This window comes from Burkholderia sp. Bp9099, assembly GCF_003857805.1.
GTDB lineage: Bacteria > Pseudomonadota > Gammaproteobacteria > Burkholderiales > Burkholderiaceae > Burkholderia.
Window position 1 is genome coordinate 38,459 of the sequence record NZ_QTPU01000005.1, and the last position, 14,123, is coordinate 52,581.

A 14,123-nucleotide genomic window follows, 5' to 3' on the forward strand; every position below is an offset into this window, starting at 1 on the left:
GACGGAAAGGAGAGGGTGGCGCGCGCGTCAGCGCGTCGCGTCGCCGAAGATCAGCGACACTTCGTTGTTGCCGATCGGATGGCCGAGCAGGTTCAGCAGCCCCGCGAGGTTCGCCTGCTGCTCGGGCGCCGCATGCGCGGTGCCGCGAAACGAACCCTGGCCGGGGCCGAAGCTGCCGTGTCCGTCGAGGAACAGCGGGCCCTGCGTCGTCGACAGGTCGAGATCGGCGCCCGAGCCCTTCGCCTGCAGCACTGCGCGATACGACCCGAGCGGCTTCACGCGCGACACGCGCGAACTCATCGAATCGATCGTCACCGTCAGCTGGCCGAACGCGCTGTTGCCGATCATCCGCCAGTCGGTCCAGCCGAGCCGCACGTCGCCCTGCAGGTCGAGCGTGTTGAACGGCGTGCCGAGCCCGGCAAGCAGCGACGCGGGCACGGCCATCGTGCCCGCCGACAGCACGGCGCCGCGCCACGTCGCGTCGAGCGTGACGGCGTCGGGCATCGCCTCGGTCTGCCGCATGCGCATCCGCACGCGCCCGCTCAGGAGCGGCCAGAAGCCCGTGGTCCATTCGACCCGCCCCGGCAGCAGCGTTGCCGCGCTCTGGTCCGCGCCCGGTGCGAGCATCAGCGTGCCCGACCCGTGCCACAGCGATCCGTCCGGATCGACGAGGTTCACGTGGCCGCCGCTCGCGCGCGCGAACTGCGGCGCGATCCACGCGGCCGGCGCGAGCGCGACGAGCGTCAGCGCCGTCGCGAACCCGCCTGCCACCACCCACGGCAATGCGGCGGCGAGCCGCCTGATCCCTGGCCTCATCGGCCGACCGTCGCTGGTTTCATCCACTGCGTCATTTCTGCGTCGAGGGTTGCATCACGGCCGTCAGGTCGACCTGGCCGTCTTCCTTCAGTCCGGTCACGTGCGCTTCGCCGACCTGCACCTTGAACTGCCGGCGCGCGTCGTCGAGCCACTGCGTCCACACCGGAAACGAGGCGTTCTTCATCTGGATCTGCACACCGTTGCCGACGACCTGCACCTGCGCGCCCTGCAGCCCGTGATCGGACAGCGACGCGGTGAGCGCGTCCTTCAGCGCAAGACCGGTCGGCGCGACGCCTTGCGCGGCGGCCGTCAACGACTTCGCCTCGTTGGCCTGCGCGGTCATCTGCGCGAGTTCCTGGCGCATCGTCGGGAGCTCGCGCCGGATCCGCGCGCGGCCTTCCTCCGCGGGCGACCACAGCACCGAATACGCGATCGCGACGGCCAGCACGGCGCCGCCCCAGCCGAGCAGCGTCCGCTCGCGCGGCGTGCGCTCGCCCCAGAACTGGGCCAGCGTCTGGGTCAGTTGTTCCGTCTTCATGAGCGGCTCCGGATCGTCCATTTGCCGGTGCTGCTGTCGACTTCGCCGGCCAGCCCGTTGCGCGCGAGACGCTGCGGGAAATCGGGGTCGACCTTGACCTCCGGCTTGAAGCCGACGTCGAGCCGCCGGTCGTGATAATCGAGCGACGCGATACCGTTCAGCGGCAGCGCGCCCATCGAACGCGACAGCCCGCTCGACAGCGCGAGGAAATCGTTCGGCGACAGCTCGCCCGCCGCGAGGCGCAGCTGGTCGAGCTGACGCTGCATCTGCGCGGGCGGATCGAGCACCGTCGTCGTCTTGGGGAAGGCAGACAGCAGCGTCTCGGTGATCTGCGCGGACAGCGCGTCGCGCTCGCGCGACAGCTTCCACCAGTGCAGGTTCATCCCGATCACCGCGACGCCGAGCGTGGCCGCGGCGAGTGCGATCGGCACGCGCAGGCGCTTCAGCGTCGCGCGGTCGAAGCGCCACGGCTGCGATTCGAATTCGAACTGGCACAGATCGAAGCGCTCGGTCAGCGCACGCCGCGCGAACGCATCGAACGGCAGCGGTTGCGCGCCCGGCAGCAGCGGGCCGTCGGCGCGTCCGACCGACGCGAGGCGCGGCTCCGCGCCCGGTTCGCCGAGTTCGTACAGTTCGACGTCGCCGCCGCCCGCGAGCGCGGCGAGCGTGCCGGCCGCGCGCGACGCAGGCGCCGCGAACCCTTCGCCGAGCGCGCCGCGCGCGACCGCGAACTCGAGACGCGGCGCACCGGCCGCGGCCGGCTGCGCGCCGGCTTCCACGAGCACCGGCTCGATCGCCGTCGTGAGGCCGAGCACCGCGGCGACCGCGGTCGGGCGCGCAGGCGGCTCGACCGCATCCGTGAGCGCGTCGGCTTGGGTGGCCTCACCGTCGGCATGCGCATCCGGTGCAGCTTCCGACGCCGGCGCGCGCGGCGCGGGCAGGCAGCGCGTCGCGGGCACCGCGCTCAGGTGCCGGTGGCCGGCCGCGGTGAACGCATCGCAGATCGCGCGGAACCACGCGCGGTCGACGACGGCCAGCACGCGACGGCCGTCGGGCAGCGCGACCGGATCGAGCGCGACATGGCAGCCGAGCGGATCCTGGATCAGCTGATCCTCGACGATGTTCGGCAGCGCCTGGCGCAGCTTCGGCCCCTTGAGCGGCGGCACGGTCGCGGCCAGCAGCAGCACGTCGCGCGCGGCGACGATCAGCACCGTCGCGTTCGCGCGCGGCAGCAGCGCGAGCGCGGCGCGGCCCGCGCGCTGCACCTGGCCGGCCTTGTCCACGAGCGTGAACGGCAGCTCGGGCCACTGCCATTCCTGCAACGGCACGGCCGGCTCGCGCGGCGGCAAAGAAACAATCAGCGTGCTCAAGAGCTCCTCTCCCGGATGGCGTCGTTATAGCTGGTCGCGGATGCGCACGACCCGCGTCGAGTGCGTGGTCGGATCACGATACACGAGCGAGGTGCGATCGACCTCCGCGCGATCGTGCTGAATCCGGCCATGCACGATGAAGTAACTGGAATTGACGTCGACGAGGCTCGAGTCGATCGTCACGTTCGGCGCGCCGGCACCGCGCAGCGCGAGCTGCACGTCGCCGACGTTGCGGAAAAACACGGTCTCGCGCCGCGCGACGAGCGCCTGCGCGGACGACACGCTCATCCCCGGCATCAGCGCCGCGATCACCTCGGCCGGCGCGGTGTTCATGTTCACCGGCGTCGTGGTCGGCAGCACGGTGACGAACGGGCGCAGCCGCGCGACCATTTCGGGCGTGACGCCGTCGACGTCGAGCAGGCTGTCGACGCCGGTCATCACGAGCGGCGCGGGCCCGCGGTCGCTGTCGGACATCCCCGGCTCGTCGGTGAAGTTGCCGGCCGTGTCGCCGCCGGGCACCGGCGCGGTCGCGGCCGTTCCGGCGCCGGGCAGCGTCGGCGTCTGGAAACGCGTCGCCGAGTGCATCAGGCCCGCGCGCATCTGCAGCGCGATGCGCTTCGCGAGCGCGCCGTCGTAGCCGAGGGTCGTCAACAGCCGCTGGAACGCCTTGAGCTGCATCGCGTTGAGCTGCAGCACGCCGGGCGCCGGCGACGACACGAGGTTGCGCAGGTTGTACTTGGCCTGCGCGTCCTCGATCGATCCGGAGATGTAGGTGTCTTCGCCGCCGTTGTCGTTCGGCGCGCCGATCCGGCCGAGGAAATCCGACAGCTTCGTCTTCGCGATCGGCACGGCCCAGATCCCGCCGAGATAGGTGATGCCGGGCGCCGTGTCGCCCTCGGAGCGCAGGATCATGCGCGTCCAGTCGAGCGCGCCGCGCGCGACCCACTGCGCCTGCGCGATCACGCGCTGGTTCTCGATGCGGCGAATCTGCACCTGCTGGCGCCACAGCATCCCCGACACGAGGATCGCCGACAGCGCGACGACGAGCAGCGCGGTGATGATCGCCGCGCCGCGCTCGCGGCGGCCGCGTGCGGCGCCACGCGCGGCGAACCGGGTACGGTGAGGGCGCGCACGCATCGTCATTCCCCGACGAGGAAGATGCGCGTGACGGGCACGCGCAGCGAGGTCGCGCCGATGCTGACCTGCAGCCCCGTCACCGCGCGCGCCGGCGGCGCGTTGCCGATCTGCGGCACCTTCAGCGCATCGTTGTTCTGCGCGAGCGCGTCGTTGGCCGTCTGCAGGTTGGTGGTCCAGCCGACGCGCGGCACGTACAGCTTCGCGTCGATCGCACCGACGCCGCCCATCAGCGCGACCCAGCTCCAGCCGTCAACGCTGCTGTCCTTCAGCACGTCGCGCAGGCGGTTCGCGTCGTCGAGCGGCGGCGATGCATAGCGCACGACGCGCCCGCCGGCGATCCGGTAGCGGACCACCTGCAGCCGCGGCGCGGCGCCCGGCACGTCGAGCTCGCGGACGATTTGCAGCGTGTTGCCGGCGACGCCGATCGCCGGCTGGCCGGCTTCGTCGTCGGTCGCGGCGAGCCGCGCGTCGATGCGCATCTGGTCGAACATCTGCGCGAACACGCGCTCGTCTTCCATCGCGGCCGCGACCTTGTCACGGCCGCGCATGATCTGGTCGAGCCCGCGCCACGACAGGATCGCGACCACCGCGAGGATCGCGATCGCGATCATCAGTTCGATCAGCGTGAAGCCGCGCACGCGGCGCGAGCCGGCGGCGCGCAGCGGCCGGCGCGGCATCGGCGCGTCAGAGCGGACGGCTGGTTTCATTCGCGACCACCGTCACCATTTGCGCGAGCACGCCGGCGCGCCCCGGCATGCTCACCGACATCTGCACGCGCCGGAACACTGGGTTCGGCGTCGTGCTCACGCGCTGCGTGCAGACCAGCTGCAGGTTGCCCTGCGAACAGTCGAAGCTCTGTTCGCCGACCTCCGGCCACGCATGCGTGAGGCGCAGTTGCGCGAGCGCGTTGTCGGCACTCCAGCCGGCGAGCAGCCGGCGGTGGAGATCGGATGCATTGGTCGCCATCGTGCCGACCGCGCGGATCGACGCGGCGAGCGCGACCGCGATGATCGCGAGCGCGACCAGCACCTCGATCATCGTGAAGCCGCGCGCCCCGACGAGGCCGGCCGCAGGCCGGTCTCCGGAGGAAGTACGCCTGGGGTGCCCCGAAGGGAGCCCCCTTGGGGGGCGGGAAGCGGCCGGAAAGGGCAGGCGACGACGCATCGTCATTGCACCTCGTAGCGGCCGTTGCCGGTGCCGACGATCGTCGCGCTGCCCACCGCCGAATGCAGCGTCACGCGCACCGGCGTGTCGATGCTTTCCGTGCCGAACACGACGCGGCTCGCGCGCGTGTCCGAACCGGGATAGTCGATATCGGCGCCCGTGACGCCGCCGTCCCAGTCGCGCGGGCGCAGCACGTCGTCGCGCAGCGTGTGCCAGCCGTCGGGCGAGCTCACGTCGAAGCGGAAACCGTGCGCGGTCGGCTGCCACGCGACCGGGCGCGCGCGCACCTGTGCTTCGTCGCCGGCCGTCTCGAACAGCAGCGCGATGCGCTGCGCTTCCTCGCGCAGGTCGGTGCGCGGATTGCGCGTCAGCGACAGCGACGCGAGCGACACCAGCAGGCCCGCGATCACGAGCACGACCAGCATCTCGAGCAGCGTGAAGCCGCGTGCGCGTGCCACGGTCACGGCCGCGCCGCGCCGCACGCGGCCGTCGCGGCGAGCGCGAGCGGAGCGCAAGGGCGTGCGAGGGGCGGGCATGGAGTGAAGAACGGGGAGAACGTCGGGACGGTCAGCGCAGGCTTACTGCCACGAACCGATGTCGGAGTCGTTGCTCTCGCCGCCTTCCTTGCCGTCGGCGCCGTAGCTGAACACGTCGATCTCGCCGTGCACGCCCGGGTTCAGGTACTTGTACCCGTTGCCCCACGGATCGTTCGGCAGGCGCTCGAGATAGCCGCCGTCCTTCCAGTTGTTCGGGATCGGATCGGTGGTCGGCTTCTGGATCAGCGCGTTCAGGCCCTGTTCCTGGGTCGGATAGCGGCCGTTGTCGAGCCGGTACAGCTTGAGCGCCTGCATGATCGTGCCGATGTCCTGCTTCGCGGCGATACGGCGCGCCTCGTCGGGACGGCTCATGATCTTCGGCACGATCAGTGCCGCCAGGATCCCGAGGATCGCGACCACCACCATGATCTCGATCAGCGTGAAACCGCGCTGACGGCGCACGGCCGCATTACGGCGAGTGATCCACGTTTGCATGACTGACTACCTCTTCCAAAAAATGTCGTCGATTAAGTGACGCACCCGGCGCATTCCGGACGTTTGCCTGACGGCCAGCTTCCGTTTCCCCCGGGCGCGGAGCACGCATTGTAAGGCGCGCACTGCCGAGGGCTTTCACCCAACGCAAATTTCATATACATCCGTACAATAGCGCGCATGAACGCGCTCTCGATCCGGATCCTCTCCCTAGCCCTCTTCGCGGGTTTGTGCGCGACGGCCACCTACTGGGTCGTCACGCTGTCGGCCCGCGAAGCGCCGCTGCCCGCCGCCGCCGCGCGGTTGCCGATCCGCACCGAGGACGCCGCCGCGCTCTTCGGCGGCCAGCTCGACAAGAATCCCGTGCAGGACATCCACCTGTTCGGCATTCTCGCGCTCGATCATGGCGGCGCCGCGATCGTCGGCATCGGCGGCGAGCCGCCGCGCGCCGTGTCGCTCGGCGCGGAGCTCGCGCCCGGCGCGAAGCTCGCCGAAGTGCGCAACCGCTCGATCATCGTCGACCGCAACGGCGCGCGCGCCGAAGTCCAGCTCCCCGCGAACACGCCGTCGCCCGCGATCTACATGCGTTGAACGGCGGTGGCCTGACCGGCGGTCAGGCCGTCACTGCACCATGTTGTTCAGCTCGATGATCGGCAGCATCACGGCCAGCACGATCACGAGCACGATCCCGCCCATCGCCAGGATCAAGAGCGGCTCGAGCAGGCTCGTCAGGAACATCGTGCGGCGTTCGAGCTCGCGTGCCTCACCTTCCGCCGCGCGATCCAGCATCGTCGTCACGTCGCCCGTCGCCTCGCCGGAGCGGATCAGGTGCACGAGCACCGGCGGAAACGTCTTCACGTTGTTCAGCGCGCGCGACAGCGCGGAGCCTTCGCGCACGCGCACGATCGCGTCGTCGATGTTCGCGCGCATCGCGCGGTTCGACAGCGTCTCGCCGGCCGCCTGCAGCGCGCGCAGGATCGGCACGCCGGCCGCGGTCAGGATGCCGAGCGTGCTCGCGAAGCGCACCGTGTTGTAGCCCCGCACGAGCTTGCCCGCGAGCGGCGCGGTCAGCACCCAGCGGTCGAACGCGAGCCTGGGCCCGTCGCGCGACAGCGTCGCCTTCACGACCCACACGACGAGCGCGGCCGCGATCAGGATCGCCCACCACCAGTGCCGCACGAAATCCGACAGCGCCATCATCACGACCGTGAGGATCGGCAACTGCTGCTTCGTGCTCGCGAACACGTTGACGACCTGCGGCACGACGTAGCTCAGCAGGAACGTGACGATGCCGAAAGCGATCAGCGTGACGATCCCCGGATACGTAAACGCGAGCAGGATCTTCTGCTTCAGCGCGTTGCTCTGTTCGATGTAGTCGGCCAGGCGCGACAGCACGATGCCGAGCTTGCCGGTGTGCTCGCCCGCCGCGACGAGCGCGCGATAGATTTCCGGGAAGTCGCGCGGATGCTGGCCCAGCGCATTCGCGAGCGAGTGGCCGCCGAGCACCTCCGCGCGGATCGAGGCCATCAGTTCGCGGATGTAGTCGCGCTCGGCCTGCTCGGTGAGCACGCCGAGCGCCTCGTCGAGCGGCAGCCCCGCGATCAGCAGGCTCGCGAGCTGGCGCGTGAGGATCGCCTGCTCGCGCTGCGACAGCTTGCGGCCGAACGCGAGGCGCTGCGAGCGCGCACCGCGGCTCGCGCTGGCGGCCGGCTCGACCACCAGCGGCGTGAGCCCCTGCGTGCGCAGCTGGCCGCGCGCGGCGCGCGCGCTGTCGGCATCGATCACGCCCTTCTGCGCGCGCCCGGCCGAATCGATTGCTTCGAAACGGAATGCCGACATCGCGCTATGCGCCTCCCGTCACGCGCAGCACTTCCTCGAGCGACGTCGCACCGGCCGCGAGCCAGCGCTCGGCGTCGTCGCGCAGCGTGCGCATCCCTTCCGCGCGGCCCGCGGCGAGAATCTCCGCATCGGCCGCGTTGCGGTGGATCAGCGTACGGATCGAATCGTCGACCACCAGCAGTTCGTATACGCCGCGCCGGCCCGTGTAGCCCGAATGCCCGCACTTGTCGCAGCCGACCGGATGCCACACGGTGCGGCCTTCCTCCTGCCGCTCTTCCTTGCAGACCGGGCACAGCTGCCGCACCAGGCGCTGCGCGAGCACGCCGAGCAGCGACGACGCGAGCAGGTACGGCTCGACGCCCATGTCGGTCAGGCGCGTGACGGCGGACGCCGCATCGTTGGTGTGCAGCGTCGCGAGCACGAGGTGGCCCGTGAGCGACGCCTGCACCGCGATCTGCGCGGTTTCGAGGTCGCGGATTTCGCCGATCATGATCACGTCCGGGTCCTGGCGCAGGATCGAACGCAGCGCGCGGGCGAAGGTCATCCCGATCCGCTCGTTCACCTGCGTCTGGCCGATGCCGGACAGGTCGTATTCGATCGGATCCTCGACGGTCATGATGTTGGTCGTCGCCGTTTCGAGCCGCGACATCGACGCATACAGCGTCGTCGTCTTGCCCGAACCGGTCGGGCCCGTCACCAGCACGATCCCGTGCGGGCGGGCGATCAGCTTGTCGAACTGGACGAGCGTGTCGCGGCCCATCCCGAGCGCTTCGAGGTTCAGGCGCTGCGCATCCTTTTCCAGCAGACGCAGCACCGCGCGCTCGCCGTGCCCGGTCGGCAGCGTCGACACGCGCACGTCGACCGGCCGGCCGCCGACGCGCAGCGTGATGCGGCCGTCCTGCGGCAGGCGTTTCTCGGCGATGTCGAGCTGCGCCATGATCTTGATCCGCGAGATCAGCGCGCCGTGCAGCGCCTTCTTCGGGCGCACGACGTCGCGCAGCGTGCCGTCGACGCGAAAGCGCACGACCGATGCATTCTCGAACGGCTCGATGTGGATGTCCGATGCCTGTTCGCGCGCCGCTTGCGTGAGCAGCGCGTTGATCATCCGGATGATCGGCGCGTCGTCCTCCGATTCGAGCAGATCCTCGACTTCGGGGATGTCCTGCATCAGCCGCGACAGGTCGACTTCGCCTTCGACCTCGCCGACGATCTGCGCCGCGCTGCCGTCCTGGCGCGCGTAGGCCTGGTTGATCGCCTGCGCAAGTTCGTCGGCCGGCACGCGATGCACGGAGATCGAGCCGAAGTTGCGCGCGATTTCGGCGAGCGCCGCATCGTTCGTGCGTTCGCTGATCCACACCTCGAGCGTGTCGTCGAGCTGGTGCGCGATCAGCACCTGGCCGCTCTTCGCAAAGCCGTACGGCAACAGGCGCGCGGCGAGCGGCGACGGCGGCTGCCGTTCGCCCGGCGCGCCGTCGTGGGCGGAGGACGCGAGCACGTCGGTCACTGCGAGGCTCCCGACGGCACCGTCAGCGGCTGTTGCTGCATCTGCTGCTGCGGCACGGCTTGCGGCTGGACGGCCGGTTGCGCCTGCTGCGCCGGCTGCGGGCCCTGCTGCTGGCGGCGAATCTTCGTCAGGTCGAACAGGTTCAGTGCCGAGCCGCCTTCGCTCGGGCCGAGCGGCATCGGCGGAACGGTCGGATCGTCCTTGTCACGCATGACGTTGTTGTCAGACTTATACGAGCCCGTGACGCCCTGGATATAGTCGTAGCGGTTCGCCGACACCGCCTGCGCGGTCTGCCGGTCGGTGATGATCACCGGGCGCAGGAACACCATCAGGTTGGTCTTCTGTCGGTTCTTCGATTCCGAGCGGAACAGCTGGCCGATCCACGGGATGTCGCCCAGCAGCGGCACCTTGCTGTTCGACACGTTGTAGTTGTCCTGCATCAGGCCGCCGAGCACGATGATTTCGCCGTTGTCCGCCAGGATCGTCGACTGGATCGAGCGCTTGGTGAACGTCGGGCCGGTCGTGGCGGTCAACGTGCTGGTGACGACCGCCGAATCCTCGGTGTAGAGCTGCAGCTTCAGGATGCCGCCGTCGGTGATCTGCGGCTTCACGTGCAGCGTGAGGCCGACATCGCGGCGATCGTAGGTATTGAATGCGTTGTTCGTGTTGCCGCTCGTCAGGTTCGAATACGACCCCGTCGGAATCGGCACGTTCTGGCCGACGACGATCTTCGCCTCTTCGTTGTCGAGCGTGATGAGGTTCGGCGTCGACAGCACGTTCGCGTCGCTCACGCCCGCGAAATAATTCAGCAGCGCGCCAAGGCCCTGCACGCCGAACATGTTGTGCAGCCAGCCGACGTTCAGGCCCGGCAGGAGCGTCTGCCCCAGCGCGCCGAGCCCCGCCGTACCACCGGCGGCAACCGCGCCCGACACCCCGAGGATGTTGCCGCTGGGCGTACCGGGGGCGCTGAAGTTCGTGCCGCCGAGAAACTGGCCCTGGGCGATCTGCCACTGGATGCCGAGGTTGCCGGACGTATTCGAGTTCAGCTCGACGATCAGCGCTTCGATATAGACCTGCGCGCGCCGTGCGTCGAGCTGGTCGATCACCGAGCGCAGGTTGCGGTAAACGGGATCGGACGCGGTGATGATCAGCGAGTTGGTGGCCGCGTCGGCCTGGATCATCCCGCCCGGCTGGTTGTCGTCGCCGCTCTTGTCCTTGTCGCCGCCGAGCAGGCCGCCCGTGCCGAGACCGCCGCCGCTGGACGAACCACCGCCGTACGACGACGAAGACGAACCGCCGAGGCCGCCCGACGGCAGCGGCGGGGTGCCCGACGTGCCGGTCGAGAAGTTGCCGCTCTGCGACGAGCCGCCGCCCTGGTTGAAGCTGTTCGCGTCGTTGGACGACGCCGACGAACCGCTGTCGCTGCTGCTCTTGCCGAGCATCCCGCGCAGCGTCTTCGCGAGCTTCACCGCGTCGGCGTTGCGCAGCGGCACGACGTGCATGTTGCCGGGCACCGCGCTCGGCGCGTCGAGCTGCTGCACGAGGCGCTTCGCGGCCGCGAGGCGCGACGCGCTCGACGCGCGCAGCATCAGCGAGTTGGTGCGCGGGTCGGCGGTGACCGACACCTTCAGCGTCGCGTCGCTGTTGCCGATCGCGCCCGGGTCGAGCATCTTCTGCAGCTGCGCGGCGAGGTCGATCGCGTTCGCGTTGCGCAGCGGCACGACCTGGACCTGCGCGCCCGCGGCGCTGTCGACGCCCGAGATGATCTGCGCGATGCGGCGCACGTTGTCCGCGTAGTCGGTGACGACGATCGTATTGTTCGCCGGGTAGGCGGTGACCGTGTTGTTCGGCGAGATCAGCGGCCGCAGCACCGGCAGCAGGTTGTTCGCCGATTCGTTGCGCAGCTCGAACACCTGCGTGATGACCTGGTCGCCGCGGGCCTGCGGCGCATTGCCGACATAGGTCGGCACGCCCTGCAGCTTCGCGTCGGCTTCCGGCACGACCTTCAGCACCCCGTGATCCTGCACGAGCGCGAAGCCCTGCATGCGCAGCGCCGACTGCAGCGTCTTCAGCGCCTGGTCTTCCGGCACCGGCCGTTCGGCCACTAAATTGAGCTGCCCCTTCACGCGGGGGTCGACGATGATGGTCTTGCCGGTTGCGGCACCGATCGCCTTGGCGACCTGGTCGATGTCCGCATTCACGAAATTGAGCGTGACCTGAGCGTAGGCGGCCTGCGAGACGATGATGCCGGCGACGATCAGGGTCGTCGCGATGCGCCGCATAACGAAGCGATTTCTTGTCATGGATGAATGGGTCGATGCCGGCTCAGGCCACTTCCGGCGGTAGTGCTGGGATCCAGGTCCGAAAGAGGCGACATTAGCAGCTTTTCATGTCCGGAATATCACATTGAGCCGAGGACTGTCTCACATACGACATGTATCCGGCGCGCCGTATGCAATATGTAAGATTTCGGCGCCGCCCCGGCATGCCGTCCGTCGCCGTCGTTTTTGCGATGAATCGACACGAAAATGCGGTATAAACGGGCAGCCGTCGTTCGCATGTCGCCACGTGACGGACTCTCGGTATGATACGGGCGGCACGTTTCCAGTCGCACGAATAACGGACACGGGTTTTCCCGATCCTTGCGCCCATTCCTTTCGTTTTCCGCACCATGAACAGACGGTTCGCTTCGATCGCGTTGATCGCCGCCGGCGTGTGGTTCGCCTGCGGAAGCGCACGCGCGGATTGTTTCGACGAGGCCGCCCGCTACCAGAAGGTCAATCCGCTGATCCTGCGCGCGATCGCGTGGCAGGAGTCGCACAACCGGCCCGACGCGCTGAACAAGAATACGAACGGCTCGGTCGACTACGGCCTGATGCAGATCAATTCGATCCACCTGCCGGCGCTGTCGCGCTACGGCATCGGCCGCGACACGCTGATGCAGCCGTGCAAGAACGTCTACATCGCCGCGTGGCACCTGCGCCAGAAGATGAATCGCTACGGCAACACATGGCAGGCCGTCGGCGCCTATCATTCGGAAACGCCGTCGCTGCGCGACAAGTATGCGCGGCAGATCGCCGGGATCCTGACGCAGTGGAAGCTGATGCCGCCCGAGCAGTGACGCCGCGCCGCGGCGCTTGCCGACGCCGTGCCGCTCGGCCGGCGCGCGTTTGATGCACAATGCGGATCTCACGCCGCGGTTTCGACCGGCCCGGGCGACCGGCTCCGGGCCGATCGCGCCCCGTCAGGGCGCCGCGGCCGCTTTTCCCTTTTTTCCGTTGGTGCAAATCGTTATGAATCCGGCAATGAACCAGCCGTTGCCCGTCACCGTGCTGTCCGGTTTCCTCGGCGCCGGCAAGACCACGCTGCTCAATCACATCCTCGCGAACCGCGCAGGCCTGAAAGTCGCCGTGATCGTCAACGATCTCGCGGCGGTCAACATCGATGCGTCGCTCGTACGCGATGCGCAGGCGCTGTCGCATGTCGAGGAACGCCTGGTCGAGATGTCGAACGGCTGCATCTGCTGCACGCTGCGCGACGACCTGCTCGTCGAGATCCGCAATCTCGCGGCGGATGGCCGCTTCGACGCGATCGTGATCGAATCGACCGGCATCGCGGAGCCGATGCCGATCGCCGAAACCTTCACGTTCGTCGACGACGACGGCGCATCGCTGTCGAACGTCGCGCGGCTCGACACGCTCGTCACCGTGGTCGACGCCTACAATTTCCTGCGCGACTACGGTTCCGACGACGCGCTCGCGACGCGCGGCATCGCCGCATCGGACGAAGACGATCGCACGCTCGTCGAGCTGCTGATCGAGCAGATCGAGTTCTGCGACGTGCTCGTGATCAACAAGACCGACCTCGTCGGCGCGGAAGAACTCGCGCGCCTGCAGCACATCCTCGCGCGGCTCAACCCGCGCGCGCACCAGGTCGTGTCGACGTTCGGCAACGTGCCGCTCGAGGAAGTGCTGAACACCGGCCGCTTCGATTTCGACGAGGCCGCGAACGCGCCGGGCTGGCTCGCGTCGCTCGATCACGATCACACGCATTGCGACGATCCCGACTGCCACGATCCGCATCATGCGCACGTGCATGGCGAAGCCGACGAATTCGGCATCGGCAATTTTGTTTACCGCGCGCGCCGGCCGTTTCATCCGGCACGGCTCTGGGCGCTGCTGCATCAGGAGTGGCCGGGCGTGCTGCGCAGCAAGGGCTTCTTCTGGCTCGCGACGCGCAACGACATCGCGGGCTCGCTGTCGCAGGCGGGCGGCGTATGCCGGCATGGTCCGGCGGGCCTCTGGTGGGCCGCGCAGGATCGCGCGGAATGGCCGGACGACGACGAGTTGCTCGCCGAAATTCGCACGGAGTGGCAGGGCGACCTCGACGACCGCTCGGTCGGCGATCGCCGTCAGGAACTGGTGCTGATCGGCATCGGGCTCGATGCCGACACATGGCGCGCAAAACTCGACGCATGCCTGCTCACCGATGCGGAATTCGCGCTCGGTGCGGCGCAATGGAGCACGTTCGACGATCCGTTTCCGGTGTGGGATGTCGATGCGCACGACGACGACGATCCCGGCGACACGCAGATCGTGCACGCGTAATACGCGGTAAAAACGGCCTGCGACAGGCAACCGTTAAATCTTGCAAGAGGGGCGCGAACTGTGGCAAAAATGCCGCGCGCGCCCAACAAAAAACCCGCCGAAAGGCGGGTTTTTTTCCTG

Annotated in this window: 14 protein-coding genes; 3 read left to right on the forward strand and 11 right to left on the reverse strand. The window is 68.8% G+C overall.

The annotated features are described in order from the left end of the window. Nucleotides 1–27: 27 nt before the first annotated feature. From DIE17_RS06715 to gspG, 8 genes are read right to left on the reverse strand one after another with little or no spacing between them, the layout of a single operon-like run. Entirely contained in the window at nt 28–816 is a 789-nt protein-coding gene (locus tag DIE17_RS06715; RefSeq protein ID WP_124520509.1) for a type II secretion system protein N, read from the reverse strand. A gap of 31 nt (nt 817–847) precedes the next feature. Further along, on the reverse strand, nt 848–1,354 hold the full coding sequence (gspM, locus tag DIE17_RS06720) for a type II secretion system protein GspM (protein WP_124486798.1): 507 nt from the start codon (nt 1,352–1,354) through the stop codon (nt 848–850). After that, nucleotides 1,351–2,724, reverse strand: coding sequence for a type II secretion system protein GspL (gene gspL / locus DIE17_RS06725; RefSeq protein ID WP_124520434.1), 1,374 nt, complete (start codon nt 2,722–2,724; stop codon nt 1,351–1,353). The genes gspM and gspL overlap by 4 nt, the downstream gene beginning before the upstream one ends. 24 nt (nt 2,725–2,748) lie before the next feature. Next, complete coding sequence (gene gspK / locus DIE17_RS06730) at nt 2,749–3,861, reverse strand: type II secretion system minor pseudopilin GspK (protein ID WP_124520435.1); 1,113 nt, start codon at nt 3,859–3,861, stop codon at nt 2,749–2,751. Between the two features lie 2 nt (nt 3,862–3,863). Beyond that, nucleotides 3,864–4,568, reverse strand: coding sequence for a type II secretion system protein J (locus DIE17_RS06735; protein ID WP_124486801.1), 705 nt, complete (start codon nt 4,566–4,568; stop codon nt 3,864–3,866). Further along, the gene (gene gspI / locus DIE17_RS06740; RefSeq protein ID WP_409333448.1) at nt 4,546–5,025 is read right to left on the reverse strand and encodes a type II secretion system minor pseudopilin GspI; all 480 of its coding nucleotides are present in this window, start codon (nt 5,023–5,025) and stop codon (nt 4,546–4,548) included. The genes DIE17_RS06735 and gspI overlap by 23 nt, the downstream gene beginning before the upstream one ends. 2 nt (nt 5,026–5,027) lie before the next feature. Beyond that, nucleotides 5,028–5,561, reverse strand: coding sequence for a GspH/FimT family pseudopilin (locus DIE17_RS06745; RefSeq protein WP_124520436.1), 534 nt, complete (start codon nt 5,559–5,561; stop codon nt 5,028–5,030). Nucleotides 5,562–5,603: 42 nt separating this feature from the next. Continuing rightward, a complete protein-coding gene (gspG, locus tag DIE17_RS06750) occupies nt 5,604–6,056 on the reverse strand; it encodes a type II secretion system major pseudopilin GspG (RefSeq protein WP_027783126.1) in 453 nt (150 codons plus the stop codon). A gap of 177 nt (nt 6,057–6,233) precedes the next feature. Between gspG and DIE17_RS06755 the strand changes: the two genes are divergently transcribed. Continuing rightward, nucleotides 6,234–6,644, forward strand: a complete 411-nt coding sequence (locus DIE17_RS06755) for a hypothetical protein (protein ID WP_044845208.1) — start codon at nt 6,234–6,236, stop codon at nt 6,642–6,644. 30 nt (nt 6,645–6,674) lie between these two features. On the opposite strand, the gene gspF is transcribed toward DIE17_RS06755, so the two are convergent. The 3 genes from gspF to gspD are packed head-to-tail and all read right to left on the reverse strand — an operon-like array spanning nt 6,675 to nt 11,699. After that, complete coding sequence (gene gspF, locus DIE17_RS06760) at nt 6,675–7,892, reverse strand: type II secretion system inner membrane protein GspF (RefSeq protein WP_124486803.1); 1,218 nt, start codon at nt 7,890–7,892, stop codon at nt 6,675–6,677. Nucleotides 7,893–7,896: 4 nt separating this feature from the next. Beyond that, nucleotides 7,897–9,396: a type II secretion system ATPase GspE gene (gene gspE, locus DIE17_RS06765; RefSeq protein WP_124486804.1), complete on the reverse strand. Its 1,500-nt coding sequence runs from the start codon at nt 9,394–9,396 to the stop codon at nt 7,897–7,899. After that, nucleotides 9,393–11,699: a type II secretion system secretin GspD gene (gspD, locus tag DIE17_RS06770; protein WP_124486805.1), complete on the reverse strand. Its 2,307-nt coding sequence runs from the start codon at nt 11,697–11,699 to the stop codon at nt 9,393–9,395. The genes gspE and gspD overlap by 4 nt, the downstream gene beginning before the upstream one ends. Before the next feature lie 368 nt (nt 11,700–12,067). Here gspD and DIE17_RS06775 point away from each other — a divergent pair, with 368 nt between their 5' ends. Both DIE17_RS06775 and DIE17_RS06780 read left to right on the forward strand, forming a co-directional pair. After that, entirely contained in the window at nt 12,068–12,517 is a 450-nt protein-coding gene (locus DIE17_RS06775) for a lytic transglycosylase domain-containing protein (RefSeq protein WP_044845212.1), read from the forward strand. Nucleotides 12,518–12,689: 172 nt separating this feature from the next. Next, complete coding sequence (locus DIE17_RS06780; protein WP_124520437.1) at nt 12,690–14,003, forward strand: GTP-binding protein; 1,314 nt, start codon at nt 12,690–12,692, stop codon at nt 14,001–14,003. Nucleotides 14,004–14,123 lie beyond the last annotated feature (120 nt).